The 18,863-nt window shown below is 48.4% G+C and carries 20 protein-coding genes and 1 pseudogene; 9 read left to right on the plus strand and 12 right to left on the minus strand.

The window, feature by feature from the left end:
- From yycF to I8U23_RS08395, 5 genes are all read left to right on the plus strand, one after another.
- Nucleotides 1–714 carry a response regulator YycF gene (yycF, locus tag I8U23_RS08375; RefSeq protein WP_231855191.1) on the plus strand — a complete coding sequence of 238 codons (714 nt, stop codon included), beginning with the start codon at nt 1–3 and terminating at the stop codon, nt 712–714.
- A gap of 572 nt (nt 715–1,286) precedes the next feature.
- Nucleotides 1,287–2,543, plus strand: a complete 1,257-nt coding sequence (locus I8U23_RS08380) for an ATP-binding protein (RefSeq protein ID WP_369792469.1) — start codon at nt 1,287–1,289, stop codon at nt 2,541–2,543.
- Nucleotides 2,536–3,915 carry a YycH family regulatory protein gene (locus I8U23_RS08385; RefSeq protein ID WP_049720734.1) on the plus strand — a complete coding sequence of 460 codons (1,380 nt, stop codon included), beginning with the start codon at nt 2,536–2,538 and terminating at the stop codon, nt 3,913–3,915. The genes I8U23_RS08380 and I8U23_RS08385 overlap by 8 nt, the downstream gene beginning before the upstream one ends.
- A 15-nt stretch (nt 3,916–3,930) precedes the next feature.
- Entirely contained in the window at nt 3,931–4,707 is a 777-nt protein-coding gene (gene yycI / locus I8U23_RS08390) for a two-component system regulatory protein YycI (RefSeq protein ID WP_037998178.1), read from the plus strand.
- A gap of 3 nt (nt 4,708–4,710) precedes the next feature.
- A complete protein-coding gene (locus I8U23_RS08395; protein ID WP_037998180.1) occupies nt 4,711–5,502 on the plus strand; it encodes an MBL fold metallo-hydrolase in 792 nt (263 codons plus the stop codon).
- A gap of 38 nt (nt 5,503–5,540) precedes the next feature.
- On the opposite strand, the gene I8U23_RS08400 is transcribed toward I8U23_RS08395, so the two are convergent.
- On the minus strand, nt 5,541–5,795 hold the full coding sequence (locus tag I8U23_RS08400; RefSeq protein ID WP_037998182.1) for a hypothetical protein: 255 nt from the start codon (nt 5,793–5,795) through the stop codon (nt 5,541–5,543).
- A 173-nt stretch (nt 5,796–5,968) separates the two neighbouring features.
- A complete protein-coding gene (locus I8U23_RS08405; protein ID WP_037998264.1) occupies nt 5,969–7,084 on the minus strand; it encodes a hypothetical protein in 1,116 nt (371 codons plus the stop codon).
- Nucleotides 7,085–7,457: 373 nt separating this feature from the next.
- Here I8U23_RS08405 and I8U23_RS08410 point away from each other — a divergent pair, with 373 nt between their 5' ends.
- The 4 genes and pseudogenes from I8U23_RS08410 to I8U23_RS13425 all read left to right on the plus strand — a co-directional run.
- Nucleotides 7,458–8,648 carry a S1C family serine protease gene (locus I8U23_RS08410; RefSeq protein ID WP_037998185.1) on the plus strand — a complete coding sequence of 397 codons (1,191 nt, stop codon included), beginning with the start codon at nt 7,458–7,460 and terminating at the stop codon, nt 8,646–8,648.
- Between the two features lie 71 nt (nt 8,649–8,719).
- A complete protein-coding gene (locus I8U23_RS08415; protein ID WP_037998187.1) occupies nt 8,720–8,911 on the plus strand; it encodes a CxxH/CxxC protein in 192 nt (63 codons plus the stop codon).
- Nucleotides 8,908–9,387, plus strand: a complete 480-nt coding sequence (gene rlmH, locus I8U23_RS08420; protein ID WP_037998190.1) for a 23S rRNA (pseudouridine(1915)-N(3))-methyltransferase RlmH — start codon at nt 8,908–8,910, stop codon at nt 9,385–9,387. Before I8U23_RS08415 ends, rlmH begins: the two co-directional genes overlap by 4 nt.
- 59 nt (nt 9,388–9,446) lie before the next feature.
- Nucleotides 9,447–9,654: pseudogene (locus I8U23_RS13425) on the plus strand (VOC family protein); the annotation flags it as partial.
- 82 nt (nt 9,655–9,736) lie between these two features.
- Here the strand turns inward: I8U23_RS13425 and I8U23_RS08425 are convergent.
- The 10 genes from I8U23_RS08425 to ychF form a co-directional block, all read right to left on the minus strand.
- Complete coding sequence (locus I8U23_RS08425; protein WP_049720737.1) at nt 9,737–11,023, minus strand: adenylosuccinate synthase; 1,287 nt, start codon at nt 11,021–11,023, stop codon at nt 9,737–9,739.
- A gap of 114 nt (nt 11,024–11,137) precedes the next feature.
- Nucleotides 11,138–12,487 carry a replicative DNA helicase gene (gene dnaB / locus I8U23_RS08430; RefSeq protein WP_037998192.1) on the minus strand — a complete coding sequence of 450 codons (1,350 nt, stop codon included), beginning with the start codon at nt 12,485–12,487 and terminating at the stop codon, nt 11,138–11,140.
- Nucleotides 12,488–12,541: 54 nt separating this feature from the next.
- Nucleotides 12,542–12,988, minus strand: coding sequence for a 50S ribosomal protein L9 (gene rplI / locus I8U23_RS08435; RefSeq protein WP_037998194.1), 447 nt, complete (start codon nt 12,986–12,988; stop codon nt 12,542–12,544).
- Nucleotides 12,985–14,961 carry a DHH family phosphoesterase gene (locus I8U23_RS08440; protein WP_037998197.1) on the minus strand — a complete coding sequence of 659 codons (1,977 nt, stop codon included), beginning with the start codon at nt 14,959–14,961 and terminating at the stop codon, nt 12,985–12,987. Before I8U23_RS08440 ends, rplI begins: the two co-directional genes overlap by 4 nt.
- A 126-nt stretch (nt 14,962–15,087) precedes the next feature.
- Nucleotides 15,088–15,990 (minus strand): DUF2232 domain-containing protein, encoded by a 903-nt coding sequence (locus I8U23_RS08445; protein WP_231855196.1) that lies wholly within the window; start codon nt 15,988–15,990, stop codon nt 15,088–15,090.
- 16 nt (nt 15,991–16,006) lie between these two features.
- Nucleotides 16,007–16,318 carry a MazG-like family protein gene (locus tag I8U23_RS08450; RefSeq protein WP_037998200.1) on the minus strand — a complete coding sequence of 104 codons (312 nt, stop codon included), beginning with the start codon at nt 16,316–16,318 and terminating at the stop codon, nt 16,007–16,009.
- Nucleotides 16,319–16,428: 110 nt separating this feature from the next.
- Nucleotides 16,429–16,656, minus strand: a complete 228-nt coding sequence (gene rpsR / locus I8U23_RS08455; RefSeq protein WP_037998203.1) for a 30S ribosomal protein S18 — start codon at nt 16,654–16,656, stop codon at nt 16,429–16,431.
- Between the two features lie 35 nt (nt 16,657–16,691).
- Entirely contained in the window at nt 16,692–17,156 is a 465-nt protein-coding gene (ssb, locus tag I8U23_RS08460; protein ID WP_037998204.1) for a single-stranded DNA-binding protein, read from the minus strand.
- Nucleotides 17,157–17,210: 54 nt separating this feature from the next.
- Nucleotides 17,211–17,507, minus strand: coding sequence for a 30S ribosomal protein S6 (gene rpsF, locus I8U23_RS08465; protein WP_037998208.1), 297 nt, complete (start codon nt 17,505–17,507; stop codon nt 17,211–17,213).
- A 170-nt stretch (nt 17,508–17,677) separates the two neighbouring features.
- Nucleotides 17,678–18,778: a redox-regulated ATPase YchF gene (gene ychF, locus I8U23_RS08470; protein WP_037998211.1), complete on the minus strand. Its 1,101-nt coding sequence runs from the start codon at nt 18,776–18,778 to the stop codon at nt 17,678–17,680.
- Nucleotides 18,779–18,863 lie beyond the last annotated feature (85 nt).

Below are 18,863 nucleotides of genomic sequence, written 5' to 3' on the forward strand. Positions count from 1 at the left end.
TTGAGCGCCAAAATTTATGTCGTCGAAGATGAAAAACCGATTGCAGACATCATCCAGTTCAATCTGGAAAAAGAAGGATACAGCGTGGAATGCATTCATGATGGCAGTGAAGCCATTCAAAAAGCTTTGTCCTCACCTCCGGATCTCATGCTTTTGGATCTGATGCTGCCGGGCGCCGACGGCATTGAAGTTTGCCGGCAGGTGCGACAGCGTTATCAATTTCCCATCATCATGCTCACCGCCAAAGATTCGGAATTGGACAAAGTGCTCGGACTGGAAATGGGCGCGGATGATTATGTCACCAAGCCTTTCAGCAACCGGGAACTTTTAGCCCGGATCAAAGCCAATTTGCGGCGGACGCAAACGCTGAAGCAGGCAAATGCCGAAGAAGAAAAGAAAGGCACATTAAATGTCGGGGAAATTTCGATTGACCCCAACAGCTTTGTCGTCACCAAAAAAGGGCAAACCGTGGATTTGACCCATCGGGAATTTGAGTTGCTCCTTTACCTGACCAAACACGTCAATCAGGTTTTGACCCGGGAGCATCTTTTGCAATCCGTGTGGGGATATGATTACTTCGGGGATGTACGCACGGTGGATGTGACGATCCGGCGGTTGAGGGAGAAGATTGAAGATGATCCGGGCGCTCCCCAATATATCATCACGCGCCGCGGGATCGGTTACACGATCCGGGATCCTTATTCGAAACAGTAGCCGGGTGATGGATGTTGAAAAGATGGAAACAACTTGCTAACAGTATCCAGTGGAAACTGGTCGTGATCTATTTGCTGATGATTATCATGGCCATGCAGCTGATCGGGGTCTATTTCTTCCGTCAGCTGGAAAATCATTTTACGAGCAGTTTAAATCAGACCCTTCGCACCCAAGCCGAGGTCTTAAAGAAAATGGGCGTCACGGAAGAATTGGCGAAAGGACAAAATGACGAAGAGCGCTCCAATCACCTGAACACGTTGCTTGGCAAACTGGCTCCGTCATTGAAACAATCCGACATCACCATTCACATCATTGACGAAAACAATTTTATCATCGCTTCGACGGAGCCCAACCAATCCAAACTGAAAAAGCGGCCGTTCACCTATAATTTGCCCCAACAGCCCACGGAAGTGCTGAAACGCACCAACCCGGCCACAAACCAGGATTATCAATTCTACACCGAACGCCTGTCCCATGCCGGCAACTATGTGGGAATGATTTATGTTGAGGCGCCTTTAAAACAAACTTATGAAAACATCAAAGACATCAGTGTGATCCTGGTTCAGATCACCATGATCTCGCTGGTGGTCACTTGCATTTTGATTGTCATTCTGGCCCGCACCATCACCTCTCCGGTGAAAGAGATCACCGAACAAGCCACGTTGATGGCAGCGGGGGATTTTGACCGGAAAGTGGACGTCCGCAGTCACGACGAGATCGGGCAACTGGCTCACGCCTTCAATCATTTGGCAGCCCATCTCAGAAATGCTCTGGCTGAAAAAGAAGAAGAAAAAGAGAAGCTGGAATCGGTCCTTTCCAACATGAGCGACGGTGTGATCGCTTTTGACAGCGCAGGAAAAGTGATTGTGAAAAACGAATGGGCGGAAAAACTGTTGGATCGTCCGATTCCGATCGGGGAAAAAATCGATCACATTCTCCCGCTGGATCAACCCCTGGACAAACCGCTCGCCCAAGAGTGGCAAACTTATTTGGAGATCCGTCAGCAGGATTCGGAAGATCCCGTGATTTTGCGGGCCACTTTCACCCCGATCAAGCTGAAGGGAGAAAACGTGTACGGAACGGTGACCGTTTTGGGGGACGTCACCGAGCAAAAAAGACTGGATCAACAACGAAAAGATTTTGTGGCCAATGTTTCCCACGAGCTGCGGACACCCTTGACCACGATCAAAAGTTATCTGGAAGCACTGGAAGATGGAGCGGTGGAAGAGCCCGAACTTGCCCGTCGCTTCTTGAAAGTGTCCCTGCAGGAAGCCGACCGGATGACACGTCTGATTCAGGATCTGTTGCACCTTTCCCATTTGGATTCCAGAAAGGCGACCTTCAACAAACAGTCCATTTCTCTGGAACCTTTGCTTGAGGAAGTGGCCGACCGTTTCCGTTTACAATGCGAAGAAAGAAACATTTCTTTCACTTTGTCCATTCATCCGCCGGTTCCCAATGTCTACGCCGACAAGGACAAACTGAATCAGGTTTTGGACAATCTGGTCTCCAATGCCGTGAAATACACACCGGACGGAGGATCGGTCGCCTTGGTGCTGCAAACCAACCGCCAAGGAATGGTGGAAGTCGGAGTGGCCGACACGGGGATCGGGATTCCCAAAAAAGACCTGGGAAGAATTTTTGAACGGTTTTATCGCGTGGACAAAGCGCGCTCCCGCAGCTTTGGGGGAACGGGATTGGGACTGGCCATCGCCCAAGAGATTGTTCATCATCACGAAGGCGAAATCGAGATTGACAGTGTTTACCAAAAAGGGACTTTAGTCACCTTTACCTTGCCCCCTGTCACAGGAGGGAAAAACGATGAGTGAAAAATGGGTGGAGCACATCAAAACGGGGCTCCTCATTGCCCTGGTCCTCGCCAGCTTCCTGCTGACCGGCTTGTTGTGGTTGAATCAACCCGGGGAAAAGCGGTCCTACAATCCGCTCGATGCTTACACCATCAATCCGATTTACGACGAAAAATACAACGACCGGAAAATTTATCAACTGGCCGCTCCCAACCAAATGATTGTCCACCGGAAGGGAGCCCATTATTGGTTGCTGCCGGAGGAAGCCGGTTATGAACAATTATTAAGATCCATGCAATCCATGTCTGTCAGTGACATAGAAAAAATAGGGAAGGTGAGCCCGGACACATGGAGAAACATGTTCACCCGGTTTACGGGGGTTGAACTTTATTTTCCGGATGATGTTTCCCTGGAATACGCCGACATCTTTTTCCAGGAATCTTTGTCCCAACATTATTCCATATCGCACCTTTCCTCGGTGAGCCGGATCTGGTTCTTTTCCAACCCGGAAAAAAAGCAAAACTATGTCTGGTTTATTTCGGATCAAGACCAGCAGATCATCCAAGCCAAAACGGATATTGACTTGGAAAACCTGCTTTCAAAGATGAAACATCCGTTGTCCCCGTCTCTTGAGGCGGTGCCTGCAACCGGAAAAGCACCGTGGGATCCGGCCAATCAAGACGAACCTTTTCCGCGGATGTTTTACCTTCCGGCCCAACCGGTCTCTCTGAGCGAAAAAACCTATCCGTTGGAAGACATCTCTGCGGATGCGATGATTGACTGGTTATTTAAAGATCCCGAGGTTCGCCCGATCCCGATCAATAAAAATGAAGATCTGTACATGTATGACGAACAAATGATGACCGTCAACAAAAGCAACCGGTTTATGGTCTACAGCGAAGCCGTGGAAGAGTCCCCCGGAGAAATCCAGCCGGTGGAACAACGTTTGTCGGCTGTGAACAACTTTGTGCAACGGCCGCATGGATGGACCGGCAATTATCTGCTCGATCAGGTGGAAGACAAAGAGAATGCTTTTAGCGAATTCACATTCCGTCTTTACATGAACGGCTACCCGGTTTATTGGAAAGACAGGAATTTTATTCACCCTGATGAAATCAAATTACAAACCAATCCGGTTGAAAATGCAGTCAATGTCAATAAATACGAGCGTTCTCTCTTTTATCTCACAGGAGAACCGCAACAAAAACAGGCAGCCTTGCCGGATAAAGAGACCCTGATCAAACAAATGTCCAGGCAGAATCTTTCCCTTTCCAACGTGAAACGGATCCATCCGGGATATCAGGCTGTCACAACCAACCAACAAGTCCGGTTGACACCCGTCTGGGTGGTCAAAACCACATCCGGACAGCAAGTATGGATTAGTTCTCCATGACAGGGAGGAACCCAAATGGATTGGAGTCGGGCCAAAAGTATCCTGATCGCCACCTTTTTTATACTCGATCTTTTTCTCGGCTTGCAATTAAGCCAAATGATGCAAACACAATCCAAAATCATCCGCGAAGACCAAATCAACCGCAAACAGATTGAGCAGTTGCTGGATCAGGTCCATGTAAACGCAAAGTTGGACCAACTGGAACAAAAAGATTATCCCGGGCAACTGACGGTGTACAAAGCGATGATTTCCGAACTGGGGAACCCCTGGGTCAAAGAAAAACAAGGAAGCTACATCCAAACCTTTTCCCCGGGGCTTGAGTTTAAAAATGAACAAGATTTGGAGCGGATTTTAAATCAACAAATTCCGTTTTTTCAGGACTTCCGTTACTCCAAAGCATTTTCATCAGAAAAAAAGCGTGTCTATGTCCAAGTGGTGAACCAAATCCCACTTTTCAACGGAAAAGTGGAAGTCCATTTAAACGGAAAACAAATTGAAGCGATTCGTGTGCTGCATTTTAATCACTTGGAAAAGCTGTCTTCAATCTCCGCGGTCAATCTGCGCACGGCCTTGTACCGCCTGATCACCAATTGGGAATTCAACAACAATGCGACAATCAATGGCGCAAACATCGCTTACCGGTCCAAACTGTACAACAGCGTCAACAACGAACATATCCTGCTTCCCTATTGGTACTTTGAAGTGGGATCGGATTATCTCCTCATTCAGGCAAACAACCGCGGACAAAATGAAGGGGTTGAAAAAATACCAATAAAGCAAGGGAACGAATGAATCATGAAATTCAGTGTACTCGCAAGCGGAAGCACAGGCAATGCCTTATATATCGAGTCGGAACAAACAAGGATTCTGGTGGATGCCGGAATCAGCGCCAAACAACTGACCATGCGCCTGCAACAACTGGACGTTGACGCATCGACCATCCAGGCGATTTTTGTCACCCATGAACATATCGATCATGTGAAAGGATTGGGCGTGTTGGCACGCCGACTGCAAATTCCCGTTTATATGAACGAACCGACCTGGCGACATTTGCCGTCCAGTGTGGGCGAAATTCCGGAGCCTTTAAAAAATGTGATGGAAACAGGAGCGTCTTTGGAATTTAAAGACCTGCTCATCGAATCCATCCCGGTATCCCACGATGCGGCCGAACCCGTGGGATACCAGATTCACCACGGCAAGGAAAAGCTGGCAACCGTCACGGATCTGGGTTATGTCAGCTCCCGCATCATCGACTTTTTGCAAGGCGTGGATACATTGATTTGGGAAAGCAATCACGATGTGGAAATGCTCCGGATGGGTTCTTACCCTTGGAATGTCAAACGGCGCATTTTAAGCGACACCGGCCATTTGTCCAACGAAGACGCCGGAGAAGCGTTGGCGGAAATTTTAAAGGGGATGGGGGAAAATGTTTATCTCGCTCATCTGAGCAAAGATAACAATTTAAGTGAACTGGCCCATCTGACCGTAAAAAACATTTTGGAAGAGACCGGACTCAAAACCGGCCGGGATGTCCATTTGTGGACAACCTACGATGATCGTCCCACCCCTTTACGGGAAGTGAAATAAGCGCAACAAAACAGGGCAGCCGGTGAATGGCTGCCCTGTTATTCTTCGGTCGGCTTTTGTTCCAGGGGATACAGATCTTTTGCCAATTCCATATCTATTTTCATCGCCATACGAGCTATTTCTTCTTTTTGCAGTAAATCTTTTTCAATCAGCAAATCCATCATCGCGGATAACAGCACACTTTGCTGGTAAAAGCTTAATTTCAATTCTGCCAACTGGCCTGCCAAGTCCAATTTGTCAACCGAATCCAACGAGCCTGAAAATTTCGCCCGTTTGGGTCTGTGTTGATCCATATTCTCAACTCCTAATCTGTCCTGGCATATTTACTTTTTCTATTCATCTCCTCTTTTTTCCTATTTTATATAGTCAAAGTAAGAAAATTGTGATCAGGAAGTGAATGTTCCTAAAGAGCTTTGTGTCATACAAAAAACCCCATCCTCATACCGATGGGGTCAACGTATCTCCTTTAAGGCCGGACGGCATACAACACGCGCTTTCCGGGATGCTCGGTCACCGTCCATAGCTGATCGCGATTTGGCCAGTAATACAGATCTTCCGGTCCGATCCCCGCAACACGGGAAGAAGGTGCATTCCCCGGGGTTCCTTTGTACAATTTCCCGTTTTTGGTCTCTCCGGCACTGGTCATCGCATACCAATTGCCGTTTAAAGCCAGGGCCCCTTGTGCATGGGCTTTGGGCAGACGATATGCTTCACTTGCATAAACTTTCCCGTCCTCTGCCGTTTTCAGTTGCCCGGTCGAGGCATCGATCGGCCATCTTGCCACCCGCCCGTATAATGTGCGGTCCTCTTCCGGATTGGGAGGATTGCAATATTCACCGGTAATCAGCGAATCAGGCACAGTACTGCGATCCAGTCCGACAAAACTGAACCGGGGAGGACCCGAAGGTTCACAATTGTCTTTTGTTTGGTCTCCGGAAACTGTCCAGGCACCGATCTGGGGCATCACATACCGGTAACCGTGACCGTAATAAACCCCGTTTTGCCGCCCGATTAAATCTTTGTTGGAGGTATCGCCGTTTGAACTGGTCCCCAAATCAAACACATACCTCATGTCAAAAACGCGAAACCCTTTTTTCGTATCCACGACATACAAATAGTTTCCATACCATACGATCCCGCCGGCATGAATTTTCACTGCCCGGTAGCTCGGATTTCCATACGAGTTGGTGTAAGGTTCAACCAACAAGACATGGCGGTATTTTCCCGTATCCGTATCCAGAAAACTGATCCGGACCCCTTTTTGGGAATGGTACCAGCTGACCAAAATCGCCTGTTTGCTTCCCCGATAATCATCGGCTTGGGCATCGCCGGTTCCCGTCACTCCTTGCGGATACCATTCGGACGTCTGATTGTCCCCGCTGTTGAAGCACCAGTTGTCCAGAATACCCGACACTTGGTTCAGCGCCGGGGAACTGCATCCCCGCGTTGCCTCACGATTGGCCTCATCCAGCAATTTTTGAATGCCGCTTTTTTTGAGCTCCCCTTCCAGCTTACTCACCTCACCGGGTAAATTCGTCGCGGTGCGGGTGAGAACAAACGGTTTCGTACTGACGGGAGCCATCGGTTCCTCTTCGGAAAATACGGGCGGGACAGGGAAACCGCAAACCAAAACAAGTGAAAGGATCCACCCTGTGACAGCCCGACGGAAAAGCCGTTGGTTTTTAATATCCAAACACTCCCCTTCACTTTTAGAATGTTTTTTAATCTTTACAAACCTATTCCATTCATCCCATACGTTTTCCTCTTTGATTTTGGCGAATTCCAGGAGTGGGAAGGAACCTGATGTTCCCAGATTTGATTGATCTTTTTCACATGAACTACACACAAGTCCGGTAGAATGAAAACAGAAACACCATGAAACACAGGAAAATCTTGCAAACTGCCGTTTAAAAAAAAGAACATTTTGGGTATATTAACTTGCAGGAGGGAACGCCATGGGATTTTATGATGAATCCGATGTTCAAAATCCACCGCCGAAGAAAAAATTTTCCCCGTCAACCATATGGGTTCCGCTCGTTTCGGCCATCATCGGCGGGCTCGTTGTATTGTTCCTGTCTACTTTTTTGATGGGAAAAGGAATCATTCCCGAGTATTCCAAACAACAGGAACCTATATTTGGCGACTCCAAAACAGCCAGTTACCGTGTCAATTCCGAAGTGACGGAAGCCGTCAACAAAGTGGGGCCGGCTGTTGTATCCGTAATTAATTTAAAAACTTCGGGAGATTTCTTCAGTACCGAACAAGTCCAACAAGGAACCGGATCGGGAATCATCTTTCAAAAAGCCAACGGCAAAGCGCTCATTGTAACCAACAACCATGTCATCGAAGGCGGATCCAGCTTTAAAGTCAACATCTCCAGCGAAGACGGCGACCATCATGAAGTGGATGCCAAACTGCTTGGCAGCGATCAATATACAGATCTTGCCGTTTTGGAGATTGATGATAAATATGTCACCAAAGTGGCCGAATTCGGCAACTCCGATTCGCTGAAAGCCGGGGAACCCGCCATTGCCATCGGCAATCCGCTGGGACTCGGGCGTTCCATTACCGTCGGAGTCATCAGTTCCCCGAAACGAACGATCGAAGTTAGTTCAAATATGGCGACCGATGTCATTCAAACGGATGCCGCCATCAATCCGGGGAACAGTGGCGGTGCTCTGGTCAATGTTGCCGGCCAGGTGATCGGAATCAACACGTTGAAAATTTCCGACCAGGGTGTGGAAGGACTGGGATTTGCCATCCCCGTCAATGAAGCACGTCCGGTCATTGAAAGCCTGGTCAAAGACGGAAAAGTCCAACGCCCTTATTTGGGACTCAGTCTGATTGACCTCTCCAACCTTCCGGTTTATGTCCTTGAGGAATTGAGATTGCCCGGTTCCGTGCGTGAAGGCGTGGCTGTGGCCGAAGTGGTTCCAAGCAGCCCAGCCGACCAAGCCGGACTCCAGCCGCGGGATGTGATCGTCGCTTTGGATGGCCAGGAAATCTCGAGCAGTTCCGAGCTTCGGAAGTATTTGTACACGAAAAAAGAGATTCATCAAAAAGTCAACGTTACTTACTATCGCCACGGCGAAAAACAAACCGCATCCATTGCCCTGGGGGAAGCCCCGAAATCATTCCAACCATGATGTTTAAATGAAACGGGTGAAACACTCGTTTCATTTTTCATTTCATCCGATGGTCGAAAGGAGGAAAGGTTTTGGACGGAGAAAAAATCGTCTGGTATGCTTGTGAAGAACACACAGAGATCGTCATGGAAGATTTCATCGATACTTACCAAGCCCCGCCGGTCATGGAACCATGCGACACGCAACAAGCCGGGGCGCGATGCAAATGGTGCGGGGAAAAACCGAAATATCAGTTTGAAATTCAAAAGCAGGAGATCTTATGAAAATTCAAATCATCACAGTGGGAAAGATGAAAGAAAAATACTTACAACAAGCTTGCAAAGAATACTTGAAACGATTAACCCCCTATGCCAAAACGGAAATCATTGAAGTGGCGGAGGAAAGGGCGAGTGACCCGGTTCATCCGGCACAAAAAGAGCAAATTTTGGAGAAGGAAGGGCAACGGATCTTGCGCCACTGTCCGGCGGATGCCTTTCTCATCGCACTGGCCATCGAAGGAAAAGCTTTTACATCCACCGAATTCGCCCGGAAACTGGATCAGCTGGCCACCTACGGGAAAAGCCGCATCCTCTTTGTGATCGGCGGATCCTACGGTTTGTCGCCCGAGGTGCTGAAACGGTCTGATCTTTCCCTTTCTTTTTCAAAGATGACTTTTCCCCATCAGCTGATCCGCGTCTTCTTGCTGGAACAAATCTACCGGGCCTTTAAAATCAACCGGGGAGAAACCTATCACAAATAAACAAAAGAGAAATTTAATGACATACAGGGATGGTATGAAAATAATCCTCTCAATTGTTCGATGATGACCAATTTGTCCTCACATTGATGAAAGGAAAAGAGATCCGGTATCCAAAAACGTTTCATATCGGGTTTCCACAAGAAAGCAGGGAAAAAGTGGACCAAATCCGTGAGCGCTTGAAAAATGACTCCTCCCGTAAAATCCCACGGATATACTTTCTATGTAAAAGTACCTAGCGGGTTTAAAATAGAAATCATATCAAAGTAAAATACAAAAAAAGAAAAAAGGACATTACATGATGTAATGTCCTTGATTGTTCCATATGCCTGTCTTCACAAAGATCCGTCTTTTAAGCATAAACCGGACGGACTTGAACCGTTTGATCCCTGCCGGGTCCGACAGAGAAAGTGGTCACCGGAATCCCGGTCAATTGGGACACCCGTTCGATATAATGCCGCGTTTCCTCCGGCAGTTCATGAATGCTGCGAACGCCGGTGATGTCTTGTTTCCATCCGGGCAATTCTTCATAGACTGGTTTGCATCTTTCAAGAAGGGACAAATTGGCCGGGTAATTTTCAATCCGTTTGCCATCCACTTCATAGGCGACACAAATTTTGACCGTATCCAGCCCGGTTAACACATCGAGTGAATTCAAAGACAAGCCCGTGATGCCGCTGACCCGGCGGGCATGCCGGACCACGACGGAGTCAAACCATCCGACCCGTCTCGGACGACCGGTGGTGGTTCCATATTCCCGCCCGATTTCGCGAATTTGGTCACCAATTTCATCATGCAATTCCGTCGGGAACGGTCCGTCTCCGACCCGCGTCGTGTAAGATTTTGCAACCCCAATGACATGATGGATTTTGGTCGGGCCGACTCCGGACCCGATGCAAACGCCTCCGGCCACCGGATTGGAAGAAGTGACAAACGGATAAGTTCCTTGGTCGATATCGAGCATGACGCCTTGCGCCCCTTCAAATAATACCCGTTTTCCTTGATCGATCGCATCATTTAACACCACTGAGGTATCGGTGACATATTGACGGAAACGGTCGGCACAGGCCAAATACGACTCGTAGATTTCCTCAAATGTGAATCCATCCGTTTGATAAATCTGTTCCAACAAACGGTTTTTCTCTTCCAAATTTCTTTTTAATTTTTGTTTAAATTGTTCCGGATCCAGTAAATCGCTGATGCGGATTCCCACCCGTGCGGCTTTGTCCATATACGCCGGTCCGATTCCTTTTCCGGTGGTTCCGATTTTTTCGTTCCCTTTCAGTTTCTCGCTCGCCAGATCCAAACGCAGATGATACGGCATGATTACATGGGCACGGTCTGAAATTCTGAGATTATCGGTAGAAACACCATGTTGGTGTAAATAATCCAGTTCTTCGACAAGCGCCTGGGGATGAATCACCATCCCGTTTCCAAGTACACAGATTTTTTCTTTGTAAAAAATCCCGGAGGGAATCAGGTGCAATTTATAGCGGGTTCCGTTGAAAACAATGGTGTGTCCCGCGTTGTTTCCACCTTGATAACGGGCTACGACTTCCGCTTTTTCCGCGAGATAGTCGGTGATTTTCCCTTTTCCTTCATCTCCCCATTGGGTACCTACGACAACCACTGTAGACATCTTATCGTTCCTCCTGAAACGAGGTTTTGTATCGCTTTAGCACAAGCACATTTTATCAATATCCTGTAAAAAGAGTCAAACAAAAGTCGAACATTGATAAATAAAAAATAAATATCATTCGGGAATTGGCGTTTTGTTCATTTCCAAGCTTAAAAACTTGTTATAGTTCTTCAAAAACAAGAGCTCCACTTTTCCGACCGGACCATTCCGCTGTTTGCCGATGATCAGCTCTGCGATATTTTGCTTTTCGGATTCCTCGTTGTAGTAATCATCGCGATACAAAAAGGTCACCACATCGGCATCCTGCTCAATCGACCCGGATTCCCGAAGATCGGATAACATCGGCCTTTTATCCTGACGTTGTTCCACGGCACGGGATAATTGCGACAAAGCGATCACCGGAACATCAAACTCGCGGGCCAGCAACTTCAAGGAACGGGAGATCTCCGAAATTTCCTGTTGGCGGCTGTCTCCGCCCCGGCCGGAAATCAGTTGCAGATAGTCGATCACCACGAGCCCCAAACCGTGTTCGGCTTTTAACCGCCGGAGTTTCGCCCGGATATCATACACCGTCACCCCCGGCGTATCATCAATAAAAATCGGTGCTTCGCTCAGCGTGCTCATCGCCATGGTTAGTTTTTCCCAATCTTCCTCATTCAAATTACCGGTCCTAAATGCTTGGGCATCGATATTCCCTTCCGCCGCCAACATCCGGGTCACCAGTTGGGAAGCCGACATCTCCAGGCTGAAAATCGCCACGGTCTTTCCGCTTCGCACCCCCACATTTTGTGCCAGGTTCAGTGCAAATGCCGTTTTTCCCATACTGGGACGCGCAGCCAGAATGATCAGCTCCGAACCTTTCAGCCCGGAAGTCATCCGGTCAAAATCGACAAAACCGGTCGGAATCCCGCTGATCCCGCCCTTGTTGAAATGAAGCGTCTCAATCTGTTCATAGGATTCCATCAAGGCATCGTGGATCGAAACAAAATCCTCCCCACGAACCGTCCGCTGTGAAATCTCCAAAATCTTTCTCTCTGCTTCATTCAAAATTTGAGTCAATTCGGCTTGGCCCGAATAACCGGACGCGGCAATTTGCGTGGCTGTGCGAATCAACCGCCGCAAAATGGCCTTTTCTTCCACGATTTTGGCGTAATACTCCACATTCGCCGCGGTGGGCACGGCATTGGCCAATTCGTTCAAATAAGGAACGCCGCCGATTTCGTCGAGCAGTTTCCGGTCATTCAATTCAGCCGTTAACGTCACCAGATCAACCGGTTCACCTTTTTCGTCCAGTTCATTCATCACTTGAAACAGTTTTTGATGAGCCTGGCGATAAAAGTCCCCCGGCTTTAATCGCTCATTCACGGTTGTTAACACAGAGGGGTCCAGTAAAACCGCTCCCAACACGGCTTGTTCCGCTTCCTGGTTGTGAGGGGGGAGCCGGTCCGCGAAAAGATCACTCATGATACATCCCTCCGATCCATAAAAAAGCACTCCAGATCAATGGAGTGCTTCCGCTCATTCTTCAACCACATGCACGGCGAGTGTCGCCGTCACTTCCGGATGAAGTTTCACGGGAACTTTCGTAACTCCAAGCGAACGGATGGGCTGATCCAATTGGATCTTTCTCTTATCCACATTCATTTGATGCTGTTTCTTCAATATCTCGCTGATTTGTTTGGAAGTGATGGAACCGAAAGTCCTTCCGTCTTTCCCCAATTTCATGGAGATAGAAACCTTCATCTTGTTCAGCTTTTCTGCCAAAGCCTCTGCCTCTTTCCGTTCTTCCTCTTTGCGCCTTTGTTCTCTTTGTTTTTGGTCTTTCAATGCATTCATGTTTCCCTGTGTGGCCGCCACCGCCATTTTCCGCGGAATCAGGAAATTTCGGGCGTACCCTTCTGCAACCTCTTTGACTTCCCCTTTTTTTCCGGTACCTTTCACATCTTTCAGCAAGATTACTTTCATCTGTTCACTCCCCCACTCTCCAAGATTTCATTCAACACATTCAGCAACTTTTCTTTCGCTTCCGCCAAAGAGACCTGTTCCAGTTGGCAAGCCGCATTGGTCATATGGCCACCGCCCCCCATTTTCTCCATGACCACCTGGACATTGATTTCTCCTTGAGACCGTGCACTGATGGAAACCAATCCGTCTTCTCTTTTGCCAATCACAAATGAAGCGCGGATTCCCTGCATATTGAGCAAAGTATCCGCCGCCTGGGCAATCAGCAATTGATGATATTCCTCATCTTCCTTTCCGAGAGCCACGGCAATGTTTTCAAAATAAATTTCGGTGTTTTTTATGATCTCCGCTCTTTTCACATAATGCCCCAAATCTTCCTTGAGCAGAGACTGCACCATCATCAGGTCCGCCCCGTGGCGCCGCAAGAACGAAGCCGCTTCAAAAGTGCGGGACCCGGCACGAAAAGCAAAATTTTTCGTATCCACCACAATACCGGACAACAAAGCGGTCGCTTCCAGCGTATCCATGGGCAGGCGGCCATCTTGGTATTGCAGCAGCTCCGTCACCAATTCACAAGTGGAAGAAGCATAGGGTTCCAAATACACCAGCACCGGATCCGAAACAAAATCTTCCCCCCGCCGGTGATGATCGATAACCACGACCCGTTTGGCCTTATCCAACAAACGGGGTTCCATCACGAGCGAAGGTTTATGCGTATCCACCAGAATCAACAAAGTGTCCGGATCATCCAGCCAATGCATCGCTTTTTCGGGAGAAATCAAATGATCTTTCAGGTACTCATGATTTTTCAAGGCCATCAGCAAGCGTTGAATGGAAAGGTTGTCTTCATCCTCATCCAATACGATCGCCGCTTCACAATCATGGAGGGTGGCAAATTTGACCACACCGACGGCCGCTCCGAGCACATCCATATCCGGGCGCTTATGTCCCATCACCAGAACCCGTTTGCTGTCGCGAAACAAATTGCTCATGGCATGGGAAATCACCCTTGCCCGGACGCGGGTCCGTTTTTCAACCGCATTGGTCTTTCCTCCATAAAAGGTAATCTGTTCTCCCGCGTGGACTGCTGCTTGATCGCCTCCCCGCGCCAGCGTGATGTCCAATGCCGCCTGTGCATTCTGGACTCTTTCCGCCATGGTTTGGCCGACACTGGCTGCCCCAATGCTCAACGTAATCGGAATTTTATTTTGACGGGTCATTTCCCGGACAACATCCAAAATTCCAAAACGGGATTTCATCAACTTCTCCAAGGATTTCTGTTGAGTGACAAAGAACATTTTATCCGTTTCAATTCGTTTGAGGGCGATATCATATTCCAGTGCCCATTTTGAGATCGCACTCGTCACGTTTGACAACAGCAAGGTACTTTCCTGATCCGTCAAACCTTGACCGGCTTCATCAAAGTTATCCAAGTGAATAAATCCCAAAACGGCCCTGTCATCATGCAACTGCTTTTTCAAACGGCTCAACTCGGTGACATCCCAGAAGAAGTACAACCGTTCTTCCGACTGGGGAGTGACTTGATAGATATGCTCCCCCAGCTCCATGGTAAAGCTCCCCTCTTTTTCCGAAGCATGTTGTTTCAAGGAGGGAAGCACTTCACCGATTTCCTTGCCCACCATTCGGTCAAGCCCTGTCATGCGCTCGACAAAGGTGTTATGCCACTCGATTTTTCCGTCCCGGTCATAAAGCAGGATCCCCAGCGGCAACTCATCCACCGCCGTCTGTCCCGCGTTCTTCACCCGGTTTCCAAGCGTCAGCACATACTCGGTAAAATCCTTGCGAAAGGCACGCTCGGCCCGGTACAAGACCCATGCCAACACCGTAAAAAAAACGAGACCGATCACTCCATAGATCCATTTGTACGTCGATAAAAGCGCAATCAAAATCAGGCTGAAACACATGGCAAAAACCATGTGATAGCCATGCCATCTTTGTATTACAAACTTCGGCATCCTATACACCCTCAAACTATCCGATGCATCACAATATGCAACCGTTTCTCCTTCTTATTTTACCCTAGTTGACACAAGGAGCAACTCCCTTTGTGAAACATCCGCGGTTCCATAAAGTACCTGTTGTCATTTCTGCATTCTTTTCCGCAAGGGTGTTCCTGTATCAATCATCCCCATCAGCAAAATAACAAAGGAAACCGGGGGAAACCACGCCAACAAAACCGCCGGTGCCAGCCACACCATGCTTTTTCTTTTTTGTTTCAGCAAAAACGCAATCAATGACAAGCCTTGGATAAAAAACAAGACATGCAAAATCAGCAGGGCGCTGATGATCCAATGGAAATTTTTCCCGTACTCCTCCGTGACCGCAAGCCACTGCAACAGCAACACAATGACAAAAAAATAAAAGAATACCTTCGGCAAACGCCACTCATAAAACGGAGGGAGCGATTTGCTTTCATATCCTTTGGATACGAGCCGTCTTTTGGCGACCGCAAACGTTATCAATACCATGGGCAATAAAGCCATCAACAAAAAGATGAGCACAAAAGCTTCCAACGGCGGGATGATTTCCCCGGGCACCGACACTCCCGATTCTTGCAAAATTTTTTGGGCCTGATGCCATTCATTCAACCACAGGGCATTTAACCGGTCAAAGAACCCGAAGGCCCATTGCATCACACTCATGGTCATGACGGAGACGATCAATCCGCTGACCAATCCGCCCAATACCACATCGGTTCCGGTCATCCTGGTTTGGGCGTATAAGCTTCCCATCACCACGCCGACGCACCCGGCCGAAACACCGAGCAGGATGTACCAAAGCGGAATGCCGATGAGAAACATGATGAAGAGGCCCAATAGCGGAACAACCATTGCACTGACCGGCTGTTTCACGCGCAACATAAAAAAAGGAAAAGGAATGATCCACAATGCAAGCCATTGGATAAAAGGAATGTGAATGGAGGCCAGCAAGAAGAGAAACAGCCCTGTGTACAGGAAGCTGTCTTTTATCCAACCTTTGTCCATTTGCGGCAAATATCCGTCACCTCTTGTTTAGATACTCGTCCAGTTTTGACAAATCACCATACCATTTCTCCAGCTGGTGCCCGTCCCGGGCGTGTTCACGCAACTTTTGCGAAACCGATTGATCCAATTCACTGAAAGAAAAACCCATTCTCCGTGCCAATACATACACCGAAATCACCAAGCTGGACAAACTGTCTATCATCAAATGCTGATTGGCTGAATAAATCGCCCGGAACAAAGCGGCAATTTGATCCAGGATTTCTGTCTTCAACCAATCCACAATCTTTATGCTCTTTGCGAATTGTAACCCCCGCTCAGGCCGACTCATTGGTTGCACTCCTCCAAAACCCAACATATTTAGGAGAAGTTTCCACAGATGATTCGCGTTTTCCTGCTTTTTATATGAAAAACAGGGGCGTCATCCACCCCTGCTCTCGATCAATCATTGGTATATGGCAACAGAGCCATTTGACGTGCACGTTTGATCGCACGTGTCAACTGGCGTTGATATTTGGAACTGGTTCCCGTTACACGACGGGGTAAAATTTTGCCGCGTTCGCTGATGAACTTGCGCAGCAAATCAACATCTTTGTAATCGATGTATTCGATTTTATTCGCTGTAAAGTAGCAAACTTTACGGCGCTTATTCCCACGACGGCGTGCCATGAGACCATCCCTCCTCCCTTAAACCGTTTTTGTGCTCAGAAAGGAAGATCATCGTCAGAGATATCAATCGGTTGTCCGTCATCGGCAAAGGGGTCATCCAACGGCGTGTTCTGGCTGTAACTGTTTCCGTTCCGACTGTTGTCAGAAGCTCCAAAAGCACCGCCGGATTCCGCATTCCGGTTGCGCGGTTCCAAGAACCGGACATCTTCCGCAACGACATCGGTTGTATAGACCGTCCGTCCTTCCTGGTTCTCATATTTTCCGGTTTGCAAACGTCCGTCAATCCCAACCAACGAACCTTTCCGCAAATAGTTGGCACAGTTTTCCGCCAAATTCCGCCAAGCGACAATATTGATAAAATCTGCTTCACGTTCGCCGCGCTGATTCAAGTAATTCCGGTTCACCGCAACATTGAATCGCACCACGGCGATACCGCTCGGAGTGTAACGAAGCTCCGGATCCCGCGTCAAACGCCCGACCAGGATGACCCGATTTATCATGACAAACCTCTCCCTTTCCCGTGATCAACCTTTGAATCTATTCCAACGTTCCAATTATTTTTTCTCGTCCACATTGATGATCAAATGACGCAAAATGTTGTCATTGATCCGGATCGTGTAATCAAGCTCGTCAATCACTTCGGCATCCGCTTGGAAGTTCACAACGGTGTAATAGCCTTCGCGATAGTGATTGATCTCGTAAGCAAAGCGGCGTTTTCCCATGTCATCGGTATCGGTGATTTCACCTTTGTTTGCTTTGATGGTTTGCGCCACTTTATCACGGGTTGCCTGCAATGTTTCTTCATCCACATCCGGACGAACAATATACATCATTTCATAGCTGTGTTGCATCTCTTTCCACCTCCTTCTGGACTTTCGGCCCTGCCTTCCCGGCAGAGCAAGGAGCGTATCATCGCCCATGTACAATACGATATTTAATTCTAACAAAGCCACCGTCATAAATCAATACGGGGGATGCGCATCCGGCATTGAAATTTTTGCCCTTTCCGGTTTTCTCAACCTTAAACATTAAAACGGAAAGTGATAATGTCTCCGTCCTGGACGATATAATCTTTTCCTTCCAACCGGAGCAATCCTTTCTCCCGGGCATTGGCCAGGGATCCGGAGCGGATCAAATCCTCATAGGACAAAACCTCCGCACGGATAAACCCGCGCTCAAAATCGGAGTGGATCACCCCGGCGGCTTGCGGCGCTTTCGTTCCTTTGCGGATGGTCCAGGCGCGCACTTCTTTTTCCCCCGCCGTAAAGTAGGTCATCAATCCCAACAGGCGGTAGGCCGCCGCAATCAACCGGTCCATTCCGGAAGAACGGAGTCCCAGCTCTTCCAGGAATAATTGCCGCTCTTCCTGATCCAACTCGGCGATTTCTGCTTCCACCTGCGCACTGATCGGAACCACTTCAGCCCCTTCCGCAGCTGCAATCTCTTTGACCACCCGGACATATTCGTTATTCTCCGGATCGGCGATATCCGACTCGTTCACGTTGGCTGCATACAGCATATTTTTCATGGTCAGCAGGTTTAAGCTTTTGATCATTTTTTTCTCATCCGCGTCCAATTCCACCGTGCGGGCCGGTTTTCCCTCTGCCAACGCCTCTTTTAAACGCGTCAGGATGTCAAATTCCAAAACCGCTTCTTTATCTCCGCTTTTCTTGATGCGTGCCACGCGGTCCAGCCGCTTTTCCACGGTTTCCAAATCCGCCAATACCAGCTCCAGATTGATCGTCTCAATGTCACCGGCCGGATCCACTTTTCCCGCGACATGCGTGATGTTTTCATTTTCAAAACAGCGAACCACGTGGATAATCGCATCCACCTCGCGGATGTGGGACAAAAACTTGTTTCCCAATCCCTCCCCGCGGCTGGCTCCTTTGACCAACCCGGCAATGTCGACAAATTGAAAGGAGGTGGGTATGACTTTTTGCGGACCCACAATTTCTGCGATTTTCTCCAGTCGTTCGTCCGGAACGTCAACCACGCCCACATTCGGGTCAATGGTGCAAAACGGGTAGTTGGCTGATTCAGCCCCTGCTTGGGTGATGGCATTAAATAGAGTGGATTTCCCCACATTGGGAAGTCCGACGATTCCTGTTGCTAACGCCACATCGGCTCCTCCTTGCTATTTATAAAATGGTTTTTCGCACCGGATTTTTATGCCCCGTCAATCCTCGTCCATTATAGCGTAAAAC

This window comes from Thermoactinomyces sp. CICC 10735 (assembly GCF_016055175.1).
GTDB lineage: Bacteria > Bacillota > Bacilli > Thermoactinomycetales > Thermoactinomycetaceae > Thermoactinomyces > Thermoactinomyces vulgaris.

Excerpts from the sequence above, each read along its gene's own strand:
- I8U23_RS08380 (WP_369792469.1), top strand. The coding sequence starts at position 1,287 with ATGATCTCGCTGGTGGTCACTTGCATTTTGATTGTCATTCTGGCCCGC.
- I8U23_RS08385 (WP_049720734.1), top strand. The coding sequence starts at position 2,536 with ATGAGTGAAAAATGGGTGGAGCACATCAAAACGGGGCTCCTCATTGCC.
- yycI (WP_037998178.1), top strand. The coding sequence starts at position 3,931 with ATGGATTGGAGTCGGGCCAAAAGTATCCTGATCGCCACCTTTTTTATA.
- I8U23_RS08395 (WP_037998180.1), top strand. The coding sequence starts at position 4,711 with ATGAAATTCAGTGTACTCGCAAGCGGAAGCACAGGCAATGCCTTATAT.
- I8U23_RS08400 (WP_037998182.1), bottom strand. The coding sequence starts at position 5,795 with ATGGATCAACACAGACCCAAACGGGCGAAATTTTCAGGCTCGTTGGAT.
- I8U23_RS08405 (WP_037998264.1), bottom strand. The coding sequence starts at position 7,084 with ATGGCTCCCGTCAGTACGAAACCGTTTGTTCTCACCCGCACCGCGACG.
- I8U23_RS08410 (WP_037998185.1), top strand. The coding sequence starts at position 7,458 with ATGGGATTTTATGATGAATCCGATGTTCAAAATCCACCGCCGAAGAAA.
- rlmH (WP_037998190.1), top strand. The coding sequence starts at position 8,908 with ATGAAAATTCAAATCATCACAGTGGGAAAGATGAAAGAAAAATACTTA.
- I8U23_RS08425 (WP_049720737.1), bottom strand. The coding sequence starts at position 11,023 with ATGTCTACAGTGGTTGTCGTAGGTACCCAATGGGGAGATGAAGGAAAA.
- dnaB (WP_037998192.1), bottom strand. The coding sequence starts at position 12,487 with ATGAGTGATCTTTTCGCGGACCGGCTCCCCCCTCACAACCAGGAAGCG.
- rplI (WP_037998194.1), bottom strand. The coding sequence starts at position 12,988 with ATGAAAGTAATCTTGCTGAAAGATGTGAAAGGTACCGGAAAAAAAGGG.
- I8U23_RS08440 (WP_037998197.1), bottom strand. The coding sequence starts at position 14,961 with ATGCCGAAGTTTGTAATACAAAGATGGCATGGCTATCACATGGTTTTT.
- I8U23_RS08445 (WP_231855196.1), bottom strand. The coding sequence starts at position 15,990 with ATGGACAAAGGTTGGATAAAAGACAGCTTCCTGTACACAGGGCTGTTT.
- I8U23_RS08450 (WP_037998200.1), bottom strand. The coding sequence starts at position 16,318 with ATGAGTCGGCCTGAGCGGGGGTTACAATTCGCAAAGAGCATAAAGATT.
- rpsR (WP_037998203.1), bottom strand. The coding sequence starts at position 16,656 with ATGGCACGCCGTCGTGGGAATAAGCGCCGTAAAGTTTGCTACTTTACA.
- ssb (WP_037998204.1), bottom strand. The coding sequence starts at position 17,156 with ATGATAAATCGGGTCATCCTGGTCGGGCGTTTGACGCGGGATCCGGAG.
- rpsF (WP_037998208.1), bottom strand. The coding sequence starts at position 17,507 with ATGCAACACAGCTATGAAATGATGTATATTGTTCGTCCGGATGTGGAT.